The sequence below is a fragment of the Variovorax jilinensis genome, from assembly GCF_030316885.1.
Taxonomy (GTDB): Bacteria; Pseudomonadota; Gammaproteobacteria; order Burkholderiales; family Burkholderiaceae_C; genus Variovorax; species Variovorax jilinensis.
Genome location: NZ_JASZYQ010000001.1, coordinates 214,090 through 228,652, shown reverse-complemented (window position 1 = coordinate 228,652; position 14,563 = coordinate 214,090). Strand labels below are relative to the sequence as shown.

General features: G+C 68.8%; 14 protein-coding genes. 9 read left to right on the top strand and 5 right to left on the bottom strand.

Going from position 1 to position 14,563, the window contains the following annotated elements; all coding sequences use genetic code 11:
* Positions 1-5: 5 nt before the first annotated feature.
* Together QTH87_RS01185 and QTH87_RS01180 are read left to right on the top strand one after the other, a co-directional pair.
* Positions 6-1,694, top strand: a complete 1,689-nt coding sequence (locus QTH87_RS01185) for an SEL1-like repeat protein (RefSeq protein WP_286606200.1) — start codon at positions 6-8, stop codon at positions 1,692-1,694.
* 8 nt (positions 1,695-1,702) lie between these two features.
* The gene (locus QTH87_RS01180; RefSeq protein WP_286606199.1) at positions 1,703-2,827 is read left to right on the top strand and encodes an SEL1-like repeat protein; all 1,125 of its coding nucleotides are present in this window, start codon (positions 1,703-1,705) and stop codon (positions 2,825-2,827) included.
* 465 nt (positions 2,828-3,292) lie between these two features.
* Here the strand turns inward: QTH87_RS01180 and lipP1 are convergent, their stop codons facing one another.
* The gene (gene lipP1, locus QTH87_RS01170) at positions 3,293-4,231 is read right to left on the bottom strand and encodes a LipP1 family hormone-sensitive lipase (RefSeq protein ID WP_286606198.1); all 939 of its coding nucleotides are present in this window, start codon (positions 4,229-4,231) and stop codon (positions 3,293-3,295) included.
* Between the two features lie 29 nt (positions 4,232-4,260).
* Positions 4,261-5,463, bottom strand: a complete 1,203-nt coding sequence (purT, locus tag QTH87_RS01165) for a formate-dependent phosphoribosylglycinamide formyltransferase (RefSeq protein WP_286606197.1) — start codon at positions 5,461-5,463, stop codon at positions 4,261-4,263.
* Positions 5,464-5,644: 181 nt separating this feature from the next.
* Between purT and QTH87_RS01160 the strand changes: the two genes are divergently transcribed.
* The 6 genes from QTH87_RS01160 to QTH87_RS01135 all read left to right on the top strand — a co-directional run bounded on the left by QTH87_RS01160 (position 5,645) and on the right by QTH87_RS01135 (position 10,852).
* Positions 5,645-6,493 (top strand): 3-hydroxybutyryl-CoA dehydrogenase, encoded by an 849-nt coding sequence (locus tag QTH87_RS01160; RefSeq protein ID WP_286606196.1) that lies wholly within the window; start codon positions 5,645-5,647, stop codon positions 6,491-6,493.
* Between the two features lie 37 nt (positions 6,494-6,530).
* Positions 6,531-7,346 carry a crotonase/enoyl-CoA hydratase family protein gene (locus QTH87_RS01155; protein WP_286606195.1) on the top strand — a complete coding sequence of 272 codons (816 nt, stop codon included), beginning with the start codon at positions 6,531-6,533 and terminating at the stop codon, positions 7,344-7,346.
* The gene (locus QTH87_RS01150) at positions 7,346-8,611 is read left to right on the top strand and encodes a serine hydrolase domain-containing protein (protein WP_286606194.1); all 1,266 of its coding nucleotides are present in this window, start codon (positions 7,346-7,348) and stop codon (positions 8,609-8,611) included. The genes QTH87_RS01155 and QTH87_RS01150 overlap by 1 nt, the downstream gene beginning before the upstream one ends.
* A 73-nt stretch (positions 8,612-8,684) precedes the next feature.
* The gene (locus tag QTH87_RS01145; protein ID WP_286606193.1) at positions 8,685-9,140 is read left to right on the top strand and encodes a MarR family winged helix-turn-helix transcriptional regulator; all 456 of its coding nucleotides are present in this window, start codon (positions 8,685-8,687) and stop codon (positions 9,138-9,140) included.
* A 61-nt stretch (positions 9,141-9,201) separates the two neighbouring features.
* Positions 9,202-9,627 carry an organic hydroperoxide resistance protein gene (locus tag QTH87_RS01140; RefSeq protein WP_286606192.1) on the top strand — a complete coding sequence of 142 codons (426 nt, stop codon included), beginning with the start codon at positions 9,202-9,204 and terminating at the stop codon, positions 9,625-9,627.
* Positions 9,628-9,739: 112 nt separating this feature from the next.
* Positions 9,740-10,852 carry a DUF2855 family protein gene (locus QTH87_RS01135; protein ID WP_286606191.1) on the top strand — a complete coding sequence of 371 codons (1,113 nt, stop codon included), beginning with the start codon at positions 9,740-9,742 and terminating at the stop codon, positions 10,850-10,852.
* A gap of 19 nt (positions 10,853-10,871) precedes the next feature.
* On the opposite strand, the gene QTH87_RS01130 is transcribed toward QTH87_RS01135, so the two are convergent.
* Both QTH87_RS01130 and QTH87_RS01125 read right to left on the bottom strand, forming a co-directional pair.
* Positions 10,872-11,909: a VWA domain-containing protein gene (locus QTH87_RS01130; RefSeq protein ID WP_286606190.1), complete on the bottom strand. Its 1,038-nt coding sequence runs from the start codon at positions 11,907-11,909 to the stop codon at positions 10,872-10,874.
* Positions 11,910-11,999: 90 nt separating this feature from the next.
* Complete coding sequence (locus QTH87_RS01125) at positions 12,000-12,395, bottom strand: DUF3597 domain-containing protein (RefSeq protein WP_286606189.1); 396 nt, start codon at positions 12,393-12,395, stop codon at positions 12,000-12,002.
* 162 nt (positions 12,396-12,557) lie between these two features.
* Here QTH87_RS01125 and QTH87_RS01120 point away from each other — a divergent pair, with 162 nt between their 5' ends.
* Positions 12,558-13,607, top strand: a complete 1,050-nt coding sequence (locus QTH87_RS01120) for a serine/threonine protein kinase (RefSeq protein ID WP_286606188.1) — start codon at positions 12,558-12,560, stop codon at positions 13,605-13,607.
* Here the strand turns inward: QTH87_RS01120 and QTH87_RS01115 are convergent.
* Positions 13,507-14,520 carry a LysR family transcriptional regulator gene (locus QTH87_RS01115; protein WP_286606187.1) on the bottom strand — a complete coding sequence of 338 codons (1,014 nt, stop codon included), beginning with the start codon at positions 14,518-14,520 and terminating at the stop codon, positions 13,507-13,509. The genes QTH87_RS01120 and QTH87_RS01115 overlap by 101 nt on opposite strands.
* Positions 14,521-14,563 lie beyond the last annotated feature (43 nt).

The following is a 14,563-nucleotide window of genomic DNA, read 5'->3' as shown; positions in this document are numbered from 1 at the left end:
TGCCAATGACTCGTTTCATCGTTCTTTTCTGCTTCTCCTTGCTCACTCTCACTGCCTGCCCCATGTCCAGCTCCAGCGCCTTGCCCCGCAACATGTCCCTGAAGGCCTTCGACCCGCATCGCCAGGACTTCGTGTGCAAGCACGAGGCCGACGCGATGCCGCCCATCGATGCCCAGGCCGAAGCATGGTTCCAGGAGGGCCTTCGCATCACCAGCCGCGACCTCTGGCCCGACCAGCGCGACTACCCGAAGGCGGTGGTGCTGTGGCAGCAGGCCGCCGAGCGCAAGCACTGGAAGGCGATGATGAATCTGGCCGGTGTGCTGATCCAGGGCGATGGCACCGAGCCCTATGTGGTGCCTCCGGACACCGAGCGGGCCATCCGGATCGTGGAAGAGGCGATGAGGCTGGGCATTCCTGCCGCCTTCGATGCCATGGGCACGTATCACAGGCGAGCGATGGGCGTGAACGGCGACGCGAGTCGCGCCTATGCGCTCTGGGAGCTGGCGGCAGACATGGGCAGCCCGAGTGCGCAGGCGTTTCTGGGTCGTGCATTGCTTGCCGGCTATGACAATCCGAAGGCTGGCATATGGAGCAACCGGCCCGTTGGATTCAAGATGCTGGAATGCGCGTTCGCGCAGGGCAATGGCAAGGCGGCCCACGAGTTGGCACTTGATTACAGCGTTGTCGATCGAGACTATGGGAAGGCGATTCGCGTCTGGCACGAAGGCGTGAAGTTCGGAAGCGAGCGGAGCGCGAACTCTCTTGCCACCTTGTTTGGAGGGGCGGAGATGACGCGCGGAGGACCATCCCCCGATCCTGCTCGCGAGGAACGCTACGGTGCACTAGGCGACGCCCTGTACCTGAACCCCGACCTGCGCTTCCCCAACCTCGACAAGGTGCTGCCACTGCCACCGGCCAAGCTCCCCCAGTGGGACATGAGCCAGCCGCAGACGCTCATCGACGCGGCCAAGCAGATCGTGCCCGCGCCAAAGGTCCAGCCGACACCGGGCTCACAGCGCACCGGCCGCGCTCACATCCCGCAAGGCCATGCACTGCCGCGCAATCCCGTGGTGCCCGCGTCCGAATTCACGGAGCGCTTCGACCGTTTGACCGCCCATGTAGAGCCTCAGCGCGATCCCGGCACCGCGCCGTTCTCCGGCTACTGGCTGGCGCAGCTGACCCAGAACCTGCGCGCGTTCCAGGTCGAATGGAACGAGCGCCAGGTGCCCTTGCGCTACACGCAGGGCGAAGTCTTCGTTTCTCCCGACAAGCGCAGTCTCGGCGAATACGCCCAGGTGATCGGCGTGCGTTGGCACTACCTGGGCCAGCCGGTGAAGCTGGCCGACCCCGAGCCGCCGATCGAGGCCGCACGCGGCATCGCCCGCACGAGCCGCATCCCGATGCCCTTCGTCACCTGCCGGGGCAACCGGCCGTGCCCGCGCACCGGCATCTGGGAGCCCCATGTGGACGAAGGGCACGCGCTCGCCAACGTCTTCGACAGCTTGAGCCGCCAGGCCTACGTCGAGAAGGACCAGCCCTTCCCCGATCCACGTGATTCGTATCTGGACATCGATCCGCATGAGCTTCGATGGCTGTGGGCCGACAACGCCAACCAGCCGGCTGCGGCGGGCATGCAGATCAAGCAGATCACGCTGAGCGACCTGCACGACGAGCAGGGCAAGCCCCTGGCTTGAATCGACGCATGCGCTTGTTCCGTGTGCTGTGCGTGGTCATGTGCGCCTGCGCGCTCGTGGCCTGCCTTGCGCCGTCCAGCCCTTTGCCCCGCAACATGTCCCTGAAGGCCTTCGACCCGCATCGCCAGGACTTCGTGTGCAAGCACGAGGCCGACTCGGTGCCGCCGATCGATGTCCAGGCCGAGGCCTGGCTCCAGGAGGGCCTGCGCATCACCAGCCGCGACCTCTGGCCCGACCAGCGCGACTACCCGAAGGCGGTGGTGCTGTGGCAGCAGGCCGCCGAGCGCAAGCACTGGAAGGCGATGATGAATCTGGCCGGTGTGCTGATCCAGGGCGATGGCACCGAGGCTTATGTGGTGCCTCCGGACACCGAGCGGGCCATCCAGATCGTGGAAGAGGCGATGAAGTTGGGCATTCCTGCCGCCTTCGATGCCATGGGCACGTACCACCAGCGCGGCCTGGGTGTAAACGGGGACGCGAGTCGCGCCTATGCGTTCTGGGAATTGGCAGCGGACATGGGCAGTCCGAGTGCGCAGGCGTTTCTGGGCTATGACCTTTCCGCAGCCTATGACAACCCCAAGGAGCGATTCTGGGACAACCGTCCTGTCGGTTTGAAGATGCTGCAGTGCTCCTTTTCTCAAGGGAACGGGAACGGGGCAGAGAAGTTGGCGCTGGTCTATGAGCGAGACAAGACATCGGAAGGCTGGGACCGGACGATCCGAACACTTCACGAAGGCGTGAAGTTCGGGAGCGAAGGTAGCGCGAACACTCTTTCCACGCTTTTCCGTGGAGCAGAAATAGCGAAAGGAGCTCCCTCCCGTGACCCAGCCCGTGCCGAACGCTACGGTGCACTAGGCGACGCCCTGTACCTGAACCCCGACCTCCGCTTCCCCAACCTCGACAAGGTGCTGCCACTGCCACCGGCCAAGCTCCCCCAGTGGGACATGAGCCAGCCTCAGACGCTCATCGACGCCGCGAAGCAGGTCGTGCCCAAGCCAAAGGTCCAGCCGACACCGGGCTCACAGCGCACCGGCCGCACCCACATCCCGCAGGACCATGTGCTGCCGCAGCAGCCGGTCATCCCCGCCCGCGATTGGCAGGAGCCGGGTGACCGCCGCCGCGCATCGCCTTGAACGCTCTGCCTGGAAATTGAGCCCGCTTTGCTCGGCAAGGATCAGATGGCCGCCTCCGACTTGGTGCTATTGCCAGAAGGCCATCTTCAAGAACGACGATGTCGGTGGGTTCGATGCGGCGCCTGGCGGCCTGATCGGCGGCGGTCCGTGGCATTGGCCTGAGCATCTCGCAAAGAAAACGTTCAGGCGCGATTTCTCGACGAGATGGATCGGGTGGCTCCCTGGCGTGCGTTGAGACGGGTCGTCGAGCCGCACAGCACACCCGCCAAGACTGGACGCCCGCGTGCGATCACGACGATGCTGCACACTCACTGATTTCTACAGTGGTTCGAGCTGAGCGATCCGGCGGCGGCGGAGGCTCTGCACGGCGTGCGGCTGTACCGGGTTTGCGGGGCTGGAGGTGGCGTGAGCCGCTTTCCCGACGAGAGGGCGATCCTGCGCTCGCGTCAACAGGGGGCCGACGAATCAACCGAGCGCGCGGCGCAGCGCCGCGGCGCAGAAGTCGACCGCGGTGTTGGCCTCGTCGAGCAGCCGCCCCATCGTGATGAAGCCATGGATCTGCCGCTCGAAGCAGACGTAGCTCGCGCGGTTGCCCGCGGCCGTAAGCGCTTCCGCGTACGCCAGGCCCTCGTCGCGCAGCGGGTCGTAGCCCGCGGTCAGCACCAGCGCGGGCGGCAGGTTCGCGAGGTCGGTGTGCAGCAACGGCGAGGCGCGCCAGTCGGCGTCGTGCTTCGGATCGTCGATGTAGTTGTCGTGGAAGTACTTGATGCTGTCGCTGGTCAGCACGTAGCCCTGGCCGTTGCTGGTATGCGAGGGATGCACGCAGCGCATGTCGGTAGCCGGGTAGATCAGCAGCTGGAAGGCGATCGGCAGGTCGCCGGCATCGCGCGCCGCGATCGCCACCACCGCCGCCAGGTTGCCGCCGGCGCTGTCGCCGCCGACCGCGAGCCGGCTCGCGTCGACGCCGAGCGAGGCCGCCTCCCGGCGCACCCAGCGCGTGGCGGCCAGCACGTCGTTGACCGCGGCCGGGAAGCGATGCTCGGGGCCCATGCGGTAGTCGACCGCGACCACCGCGCAGCCCGCGCCGTTGCTGAGCGCGCGGCACAGCGTGTCGTGCGTGTCGAGGTCGCCGATGGTCCAGCCGCCGCCGTGGTAGTACACCAGCACCGGCAGCAGCGTGTCCGCGCTGGAGCCCAGCGGCCGGTAGAGCCGCAGCGGAATCGGGCCGCCCGCGCCCTGCGCCTGCAGTTCGCGCACCTCGGCCACCGTCGACGGATCGGGCTGCGTGAGGGCGCGCCGTTCCCGATAGAACTTGCGCGCGTCCTGTGGCGTCAGCGTGTGGGTGGGCGGCACGCCGCGCTGTTCGAGCAGGTCGATGAAGGCTTTGGCTTGCGGATGCAGCATGAGGGCTCCAGGGTTGAGGGCGAGGCAGTTCAGGCCTGCCGCGGCTTGACGCGCGAGGCGGCTTCCTTGGCATTGCGGCGCGCGGTGTCGACGTCGGCCGCATGCGCGAGCGCCACGCCCATTCGCCGCTTGACGAAGCTCTCGGGCTTGCCGAACAGCCGCAGGTCGGTGCCCGGCACCGCGAGCGCTTCGGCCGCGCCGTCGAAGGCGATGCCGAGCGCATCGACGCCGCCATAGATGACGGCGCTGGCGCCCGGGCTCTTGAGCGTGGTGTCGACCGGCAGGCCGAGGATCGCGCGCGCATGCAGCTCGAACTCGTTCTGCCATTGCGTGGCCATGGTCACCATGCCGGTGTCGTGCGGGCGCGGGCTGACCTCGCTGAACCAGACCTCTTCGCCCTTGACGAACAGCTCGACGCCGAACAGTCCCTGGCCGCCGAGATCGGCCGTGACGGCCTCGGCGATCTGCTGCGCCTTCTGCAGTGCGGCGGGCGCCATCGGATGCGGCTGCCAGCTCTCGACGTAGTCGCCGCTGACCTGCACGTGACCGATCGGCTCGCAGAACTTCGTCTGCACCACGCCGGTGCCGTCGAGGGCCCGCACGGTCAGCAGCGTGATCTCGTAGTCGAAATCGATGAAGCCCTCGACGATGACGCGGCCATGGCTCACGCGGCCACCGGCCATGGCGTGGTCCCAGGCCTTCTGCACATCAGCCGGGCCGTCGATCTTGCTCTGACCCTTGCCCGAGCTGCTCATGACGGGCTTGACGATGCAGGGGTAGCCGATGCCGGCGTCGATCGCGGCCTGCAGCTCGGCCAGCGAATCGCAGAACTTGTAGGGGCTGGTCGGCACGCCCAGCGTCTCGGCGGCCAGCCGGCGGATGCCCTCGCGGTCCATCGTGAGGCGGGCCGCACGCGCGGTCGGGATCACGCGCACCACGCCGGCGTCTTCCAGCTGCTGCAGCATGGGCGTGGCGATGGCCTCGATCTCGGGCACCACGAGATGCGGGCGCTCGGCCTCGATCAGGGCCTTGAGCTGTACCGGGTCGCTCATCGTCAGCGTGCGCGCATGGTGCGCCACCTGCTGGCCCGGCGCGTTCTCGTAGCGATCGACCGCGATGGTCTCGACGCCCAGGCGCTGCAGCGCGATCAACACCTCCTTGCCGAGTTCGCCCGAGCCCAGCAGCATGACGCGGGTGGCGGAAGGAGAAAGGGGCGTGCCGAGGGTGGTCATGGGTGCGCTTCGTGCTTGGGTTGGACGCAGAACTTTAATGGAATCGCGCGGCCGGCGGCAGGCTCGCGCTGTCACCCGCGGGAATCGGCGGCCGTGCGCTCTGTTCCACAATCGAGCCCATGGCCGCCGCCTGCCGGCCGCCCCACCCTTTTCAATCATTCCCCTTCAAGGAGCATTTCTCATGGCAATCCAGACAGTCGGCATCATCGGCGCCGGAACGATGGGCAACGGCATCGCACAGGCCTGCGCGGTCGCGGGCGTCAAGGTCGTGATGGTCGACATCGCGCAGGCCGCGGTCGACAAGGGCCTGGCCACGGTGTCGGGCAGCCTGGACCGCCTGATCAAGAAGGAGAAGCTCAGCGAGGACGAGAAGACCGCGGCGCTGGCGCTGATCAAGGGCTCGACGAACTACGAAGACCTGAAGTCCGCACAGCTCGTGATCGAGGCCGCGACCGAGAACCACGCGCTCAAGCTCAAGATCCTCAAGCAGGTCGACGAGCTGCTGGCGCCCGAGGTGATCATTGCGTCGAACACCTCGTCGATCTCGATCACGCAGCTGGCCGCCGCCACCTCGCGGCCCGACCGCTTCATCGGCATGCACTTCTTCAACCCGGTGCCGATGATGGCGCTGGTGGAGATCATCCGCGGCTACCTCACCAGCGACGCCACGCACGACGCGGTGAAGGCGCTGTCCGAGAAACTCGGCAAGTCGCCGATCACGGTCAAGAACGCACCGGGCTTCGTGGTCAACCGGATCCTGGTGCCGATGATCAACGAGGCCTTCTTCGTGCTGTCCGAGGGCATCGCCACGGCCGAGGACATCGACGCCGGCATGAAGCTCGGCTGCAACCAGCCGATCGGCCCGCTGGCGCTGGCCGACATGATCGGCCTCGACGTCTGCCTGGCCGTGATGGAGGTCTACCTCGAGCAGTTCGGCGACTCGAAGTACCGCCCCTGCCCGCTGCTGAAGGAAATGGTCGCGGCCGGCCAGCTCGGTCGCAAGACGAAACGCGGCGTGTATCTGTACTGACCCGCCCGCAAACCACAACGACGACGAGACAAGCACCATGACCGCCACCGCCACCACCCCACCCGCCGAAGGCTGCATCGACACCCAGGTGCTCGACCACGTGCTCCTGATCGGCATCAACCGGCCGGCCAAGCGCAACGGCTGGACGCCGCCGATGTTCAGGCAGCTGGCCGAGGCCTACACCCGGCTCGACGACGATCCCGCGCTGCGCGTCGGTGTGCTGCATGCCTTCGGCGACCACTTCACGGCCGGCCTGGACCTGCCCGCCGTGGCCGAATACATGAAGCGCGGCGAGAAGGCCATCCCGCAGGGGCTGGTCGAGCCGCACGATTTCGGCCTGGCCGGCTACCGGCGCCGGAGCAAGCCGATGGTCGCGGCGGTCAAGGGCATCTGCTTCACGGTCGGCATCGAGCTGATGCTGGGCGCCGACATCGTGGTCGCGGCCGACAACTGCCGCTTCTCGCAGATGGAGGTGCAGCGCGGCATCATGGCCACGGGCGGCGCGACGTTGCGCATGGCCGAGCGCGCCGGCCTCGGCAATGCCATGCTGCACCTGCTCACGGCCGACGAGTTCGACAGCGCCGAGGCGCTGCGCCTGCACTTCGTCCAGCGCGTGGTGCCGGCCGGCCAGGAGCTCGACGAGGCCCTGCGCATTGCCCAGCGCATCGCGGCCCAGGCGCCGCTGGCGGTGGTCGCGACCCGGCTCAACGTCATCAAGGCGATCGAACAAGGTCCGCTGGCCGCGGTCGAGGACTTCATCCCGGTGCAGCAGACGCTCGCCAACAGCGAGGATGCTGCCGAAGGCGTGCGCTCCTTCGTCGAGCGGCGCCCCGCACGCTTCACGGGCCGTTGATGTCGTCGTCGCCACCGCCCGCCGCTGCCGCCGAGCTGCCCGATCCGGCAGCCACCTCGGTCGACGCCATGGGCTGGATGCAGGGCTACCCGCCCCCGACCGACAAGCTCATCACCTTCGACGATCCGGCGGGCGGCGCCTATCCGCGCACGCGCTGGTCCTTCTCGCACGTTCGCGAGACCGTGCCCACCGCCAACGTCTGGCGCGGCAACGGCCCGCCGAGTCCGCTGCCGGCGGCGCCGCGCGATCTGTCGCAGATCGCCTTCACGACTGCGGCGGGCCAGCCGATGAGCTTCGGCGAGATGGTCGAGCGCACCTACGCCGACGGCATCCTGGTGCTGCATCGCGGCGCGGTGGTCTGCGAGCAGTACTTCGGCGCGCTGGCGCCCGAACGCCCGCACATCGCGATGTCGGTCACCAAGTCCTTCGTCGGTACGCTGGCCGCGATCCTGGTCGCCGAGGGCGCCCTGGATGCCGAGGCGCCGGTCACGATCCACCTGCCCGAACTCGCGCCCACTGCCTATGGCGATGCGAGCGTGCGCGAGGTCATGGACATGACGATCGGCGTGCGCTACTCCGAGGACTACGCCGATCCCGCAGCCGAGGTCTGGGGCTATGCGCGCGCGGGCGGCATGCTGGTTCAGGGCCCGGGCTACGCCGGCCCGAAGTCCTTCTACGAATTCCTCGTCACGCTCGAGAAGGACGGCGCGCACGGCGACGCCTTCGCCTACAAGACGGTCAATGCCGAGGTGCTGGCCTGGGTGCTTCGCCGCGCCAGCGGCCGCTCGCTGGCCGACCTGCTGAGCGAGAAGATCTGGCGACCCATCGGCGCCGAGCAGGACGCCTACTTCATGGTCGACCGCATCGGCACCGAGGCCGGCGGCGGCGGTCTCAACACCACGCTGCGCGACCTTGCGCGCTTCGGCGAGACGATGCGCAACGGCGGCATCGCACCCGGCGGCCGGCGTGCCATCCCGGCCGCCGCGGTGGCCGACATCACGCGCGGCGGCGATCCGGCGAAGTTCTCGCGGGCCGGCTACCCCCTGCTCGACGGCTGGTCGTACCGCGACATGTGGTGGATCACGAACAACCCGCATCGGGCCTTCATGGCGCGCGGCATCCACGGCCAGTGCATCTATGTCGATCCGACGGCCGAGATGGTGATCGCGCGCTATGCGGCCCATCCGATGGCCGCCAACGGCGCCAACGACCCGCTGACCCTGCCGGCCTTCCAGGCGGTGGCCGAGGCGCTGATGCGGGGTTGAATCCCGCGTCCACGGCAGGGTCGTCGCGGCAATTAGATTGCGCACAATTTAATTGCTCGTTAACATTCGATCCATGCCCGCCGCCAAGTTCTCCGCCGATGACATGCTCAAGCTGGACAACCAGCTGTGCTTCGCGGTGTATTCGGCCTCGCTCGCAATGACGCGGCTCTACAAGCCACTGCTCGAGAAGCTCGGCCTCACCTACCCGCAATACCTCGTGCTGCTGGTGCTGTGGGAGCGCGACGGCCTCTCGGTGTCCGAGCTCGGCGAGCGCCTTTCGCTCGACTCGGGCACGCTCACGCCGCTGCTCAAGCGGCTGGAAGCCAACGGCCTGGTGGTGCGCCTGCGCGACGCCGCCGACGAGCGCCGCGTCCACATCAGCCTCACGGCCGCGGGCCGCCGGCTCAAGGCCCGTGCGGCCCAGGTGCCGGGCTGCCTCATGGCCGCCTCGCAGTGCTCGGTGCCCGAGCTGGTCTCGCTCACCCAGCAGGTGCAGTCGCTGCGCGACCGCATCGCGAATGCAGCCTGAACGTCATCGTCATGCCCCTCCCGTCTCACCCTTTCTCCACCACCACCGCAAAGGAATCACCATGACCACCAAGCTCGACAAGGTTCTGTACACCGCCGAAGCCCACACCGCAGGCGGCCGCGACGGCGCCGGCAAGTCCAGCGACGGCTCGCTCGACGTCAAGCTCAGCCCGCCCGGCTCGGGCAAGCCCGGCACCAATCCCGAGCAGCTGTTCGCGGTCGGCTATGCGGCCTGCTTCATCGGCGCCATGAAGGCCGTAGGCCCGAAGATCAGCGTGAAGGTACCCGACGATGTCGCGATCGACTCCAGCGTCTCGCTCGGCCCGATCAACGAAGGCAAGGCCTATGGCATCGCGGTCAAGCTGGCGATCTCGCTGCCGGGCCTCGACGATGCCCAGAAGAAGCTGCTGGTCGAGACCGCGCACCAGGTCTGCCCGTACTCCAATGCCACGCGCGGCAACATCGACGTCGAACTGTCGATCGCCTGATCTCACGAGCGCGGCGCCAGCCGCCATCGAAGCCCGGCATGGGGTCGCAAGAGCGACTGCCTGCCGGGCTTTTTCTCGTGCGCCTGCGCGTCCGCTGCGCTAAGGTCGGCCGATGCCCAACGACACCCTCCTGGTCCGCAAGGACGACCTGCATGCCTCCCGCCTGCACGCGGCCGAAGAGCTGCGCCTCGCCGACGGCCAGGTGCGCGTGCGCATCGAGCGCTTCGCGCTGACCGCCAACAACATCACCTACGCGGCCTTCGGCGACGCGATGAGCTACTGGCAGTTCTTCCCGAGCGGCGAGGACGGCTGGGGCATCGTGCCGGTGTGGGGTTTCGCGACCGTGACGCAGTCGCTGCATCCGGGCGTGGCGGTCGGCGAGCGGCTTTATGGCTACTTCCCGATGGCGGCCAGCGCGGTGCTCACGCCCGACCGGCTGACGCCCGAGCATTTCACCGACGCGGCCCCGCACCGCAGTGCGCTGCACGTGCTCTACAACCGCTACCTGCGCACGCGCACCGATCCGCTCTACGACGCCGACACCGAGGACCTGCAGGTGCTGCTGCGGCCGCTGTTCCTCACCTCGTGGCTGATCGACGACTTCCTGGACGACAACGACTTCTTCGGCGCCCGTCCCGGCGCCGCGCTGCTGTCGAGCGCATCGAGCAAGACCGCCTACGGTACGGCCTTCCAGCTGGCAAGGCGCGAAGGCATCGAGGTCATCGGCCTGACCTCGGCCGCCAACAAGGCCTTCTGCGAGAGCCTGGGTTGCTACCACCGCGTGCTGGCCTACGAGGAGCTCGACCAGATTGCGGCCGACACGCCCTGCGTCTATGTCGACTTCGCGGGCAACGGCGAACTGCGGCGCCGGATCCACACGCGCTTCGCGAACCTGAAGCACAGCGCCTCGATCGGCGGCACGCACGTCGAGCAACTCGCCGCCAGCGGCGCCGGCAAGACGCTGCCCGGCCCGCGCGCCACGCTGTTCTTCGCGCCGGCACAGGCCAAGAAGCGCAGCACCGACTGGGGCGCGGCGCCATTCGGCCAGCGCATGGTGCAGGCCTGGCAGGCCTTCATCGCCAAGGTGGCCGACCCGAAGGCCCCGTGGCTGCTGCCGCAACGGCATGCCGGCGGTGCAGCCGCGCAGGCCGCCTATGCCGAAGTGCTGGCGGGGCGCGGCGATCCGCGCGGCGGCCACGTGGTGACGATGGCGCCACCGGCGTAGCGACCCCGCGCGCCCGGGCTCAGGCCATGCGCCCGAACCACAGCAGTGAAAGCAGCGCCGCCGCGATCGCCAGCACGGCCGAGGCCAGCGCCAGCACGCCCGCGAGCTCGGTCTCGCGCGTGAGCACCTGCACGCGCGAACCCATGTTCTCGTACACGTTGCGCAGCTTCTCCGCGGTACCTGCATGCTGGTACTCGCCGCCGGTCATGCGCGCCACCTCGCGCAGGGTCGGCTCGTCGAGCTTCATGTAGATCGCCATGCCGTCGGGCGTGGCAGCCTCGCCGTCGACCGTGCCGAGCCCCACCACGTAGACGCGCACGCCGCGGTCGGCCGCCATCCTGGCCGCCGCCAGCGTGTCGATGCCGGTGGTTCGCCGGCCGTCGCTCAGCAGGATGATCGCGGCCGAGCCGAAGGAGCCCGGCGCCACGGGCCTGAACTCACGCGGTGCCGGCCGCGGCTTCGGGTCCAGGCTGCGCGCCTGCGGCCGGCTGCCGAAGGTCAGCTCGCCAAGGTCGATGCCGTCCTCGGGAAACAGCTCCGCGAGGCACAGCACGATCGAATCGCCCACCGCGGTGCCGACCTGCATCTGGAAGGCATCGATGCCCGCGGTCAGCGCCGCGCGGTCGAGCGTCGGGCGCTGAGCCACCTGGCTGCTGCCCGCGAACGTCACCAGACCGACCTCGATGTGGCTCGGCAGTTCGCGAAGGAAGAGCTTTGCCGCTTCCTGCGCGGCCACCATCCGGGTCGGCTGGACGTCGCTCACGCGCATGCTGAGCGAGACGTCGATCGCCAGCATGATCGTCGAGCGCGCCCAGGGCAGGGGCACCTGCGCGACCGGACGCGCTGCAGCCAGCAGCAGCCCGACCAGCGCCAGCAGCAGCAATGCCGGCGGCAGGTGGCGCCGCCACTGGCGGCCGGCCGCCGCGGCGCGCACGACACCGAGGCTGCTGTAGTGCAGGGCGGCCCTGTTCCGCCGCCGCAGCAGCCAGACGTAGGCCGCCGGCAGCAAGGCCAGCGCCGGCAGGAGCCAGAGGTACTGGGGCCAGAGGAAGTACATGGGCGGCACGTGGCGGATGCCGGGCCGTCCGACCGCGGCCGGAGCGCAGGGCCAGGGTCGGGCGGGCCGCGCGCTGCGGCCTGTGCCGGATCAGTCGCGCAGTTCGGCCGGCACCGTGCCGCCGTTCGCCGCGAGCTTGGTCATCACCTGGCGGTGCAGCCAGATGTTCATCTTCGCGCTGTCGCTGGTGTCGGCGCCGTAGCTGAGCTCGGCCGCCAGCTTCTTGCGTTCCTCGAGACTGCTGTCGAGGCCGAGCAGCTTCATGAGGTCGACGATCGAGGTGCGCCAGTTGAGATTCTTGGCACCGGGCATGGCGTCGAGGATGGCCGGCACGTCGCCGAGCGAGATGGCGGGGGGTGGCGCTGCCACGGCCGGAGCCGGCGCGGCGGTCGCGCCGGGTGCGGGCGCCGGCGTGGGGGCTGCGGGAGCAGGCGCAGCCTGGGCGGACGGGAAGATCTTTGAGAATATGCTGCCGAAAATGCTCATGGTTGTGCTCCGGTGAGGGTGAGACGAGGGGAATTCGGATGGCCCCTGGCCGGGTGGCCGCGTAACGAGGCATTTCGTTGTACCACGCTCTCCCGCGGCCCCAGCGACGAAGGCGAAACCGATTGCATCGCCGGCCATGAGGCGCAGGCCCGACAATGCGGCGTGCCGCCTTTCAATACGTCCTCCCCTGCGCCGGCCTCCGCCGCCCATCCCTACGAGCGCCTCACGCCCGACGTCGTGCTGGATGCGCTCGCCACGCTCGGCATGCACGGCGACGGCCGCCTGACGGCGCTCAACTCCTACGAGAACCGCGTCTACCAGGTCTGGCTCGAGGACCGCAGCGCCGTGGTGGTCAAGTTCTACCGGCCAGGCCGCTGGAGCGAGGCCGAGATCCTCGAGGAACATGAATTCGCGCTCGAGCTGGCCGCGGCCGAGGTGCCGGCGGTGCCGCCGCTGGCGGTCGAGGGCCGCACGCTTCATGCGCACGGCGGCTTCTCGTTCAGCGTCAGCCCCTACCGCGGCGGCCGCGCGCCCGAGCTCGACGATTTCGAGGTGCTGGAATGGGTCGGCCGCTTCCTCGGGCGCATCCACGCCGTCGGCGCGCGCCATCCCTTCGTGGCACGGCCCGCGCTGGACCTGCAGACATTCGGCACCGCCTCACGCGACTGGCTGCTCGGCCACCAGATGGTGCCGCTCGACGTGCAGCGCGAATGGGAAGTCGCCTGCAATGTGGCGCTCGAGATGATCGCCGCCACCGCGCTCGGCAGCGGCCACGACGGCGACGCCGATCCGCCGTTGAAGAAGCTGCGGCTGCATGGCGACGTCCATCCCGGCAACATCCTCTGGATCCCGACCGACCGACCTGGGGGCGGCCCGCACTTCGTCGACCTCGACGATGCCCGCACCGGCTTCGCGGTGCAGGACCTGTGGATGCTGCTGTCGGGCGACCGTGCCCAGCGCACCGGCCAGCTCAGCGGCCTGCTCGACGGCTACGAGCAGTTCCGCGACTTCGACCGCCGCGAGCTCGCGCTGATCGAACCGCTGCGCACCCTGCGCCTGATCCACTACAGCGCCTGGCTGGCGCGCCGCTGGGAAGACCCGATCTTTCCGATCAACTTCCCCTGGTTCGGGTCGAGCGACTACTGGAAGGGCCAGATCCTGATGCTGCAGGACCAGTGCGAGTCGATGGCCGAGGAGCCGCTGTACGCCTGAGGCCCGCCGGCGGGTCGATGGGTGTCGCCTCCTCGGGCAGGTGCGCCTGCACGATGGCCAGGAAGCGCTCGATCAGCGCGTTTCCGGGCCCTGCCTGCCAGACGGCGTAGGCGTCCGAATGCGTCGCCACGTCCTCGAGCGGGCGGAACACGGCGCCGCGCAGCGCCGCATGGCGCAGCGCACTCGGCACCAGCGCCACGCCCATGCCCTGCGACACCAGCGACACCACCGACAGCCAGTGGCGCACCTCGTGCCGCACCTCGGGCAGGAAGCCCGCACCGGCGCAGATCGCGAGGATGCGCTCGTGGTAGTCGGGCGAGACGGCGCGCGCGAACAGCACGAAATGCTCGTCGCGCAGGCTCTCGACAGACAGGCTGCGCCGCCGCGCCAGGCGATGACCGGTCGGCAGGCAGGCGACGAAGGGTTCGGACACCAGCAGCGCATGGCGCAGTTCGGCCGGCATGCGACTGCTGTGGACGAAGCCGACGTCGAGCCGGTCGTGCAGCAGCTCGGTGATCTGTTCGCCTGAATTGAGCTCGGACAGCGTGATGCGCACGGCCGGGTGGCTGGCCTGGAAGCTGCCGAGGGCCTGCGGCAAACCACGGTAAAGCATCGCGCCCACGAAGCCGATGCGCAGCCGGCCGGCCATGCCCAGCGAGACGTCGCGCGCCTGCAGCGCGGCCTCTTCCGCCTGGCGCAGCAGCCGGCGCGCCGAGTCCCGCATCGCCAGGCCGGCCGGCGTCAGGTGCACTTCCTTGCTGTTGCGTTCGAACAGGCGCGCGCCCACCGATTCCTCGAGCTGGCGGATCGCCACGCTGAGCGGTGGCTGCGAGATCGCGAGCCGGCGCGCCGCACGGCCGAAGTGAAGTTCGTCGGCCAGCACGACGAAGTAACGCAGATGACGAAGCTCCATGCACCGCAGTCTTTCACGATAGCGAGATCAAATCAATCAAGAC

Coding starts and splice junctions, on each gene's coding strand:
- QTH87_RS01125 (WP_286606189.1), bottom strand. CDS start 12,395: ATGAGCATTTTCGGCAGCATATTCTCAAAGATCTTCCCGTCCGCCCAG.
- QTH87_RS01145 (WP_286606193.1), top strand. CDS start 8,685: ATGCCCGCCGCCAAGTTCTCCGCCGATGACATGCTCAAGCTGGACAAC.
- purT (WP_286606197.1), bottom strand. CDS start 5,463: ATGACCACCCTCGGCACGCCCCTTTCTCCTTCCGCCACCCGCGTCATG.
- QTH87_RS01130 (WP_286606190.1), bottom strand. CDS start 11,909: ATGTACTTCCTCTGGCCCCAGTACCTCTGGCTCCTGCCGGCGCTGGCC.
- QTH87_RS01180 (WP_286606199.1), top strand. CDS start 1,703: ATGCGCTTGTTCCGTGTGCTGTGCGTGGTCATGTGCGCCTGCGCGCTC.
- QTH87_RS01115 (WP_286606187.1), bottom strand. CDS start 14,520: ATGGAGCTTCGTCATCTGCGTTACTTCGTCGTGCTGGCCGACGAACTT.
- QTH87_RS01185 (WP_286606200.1), top strand. CDS start 6: ATGACTCGTTTCATCGTTCTTTTCTGCTTCTCCTTGCTCACTCTCACT.
- QTH87_RS01135 (WP_286606191.1), top strand. CDS start 9,740: ATGCCCAACGACACCCTCCTGGTCCGCAAGGACGACCTGCATGCCTCC.
- lipP1 (WP_286606198.1), bottom strand. CDS start 4,231: ATGCTGCATCCGCAAGCCAAAGCCTTCATCGACCTGCTCGAACAGCGC.
- QTH87_RS01150 (WP_286606194.1), top strand. CDS start 7,346: ATGTCGTCGTCGCCACCGCCCGCCGCTGCCGCCGAGCTGCCCGATCCG.
- QTH87_RS01140 (WP_286606192.1), top strand. CDS start 9,202: ATGACCACCAAGCTCGACAAGGTTCTGTACACCGCCGAAGCCCACACC.
- QTH87_RS01155 (WP_286606195.1), top strand. CDS start 6,531: ATGACCGCCACCGCCACCACCCCACCCGCCGAAGGCTGCATCGACACC.
- QTH87_RS01160 (WP_286606196.1), top strand. CDS start 5,645: ATGGCAATCCAGACAGTCGGCATCATCGGCGCCGGAACGATGGGCAAC.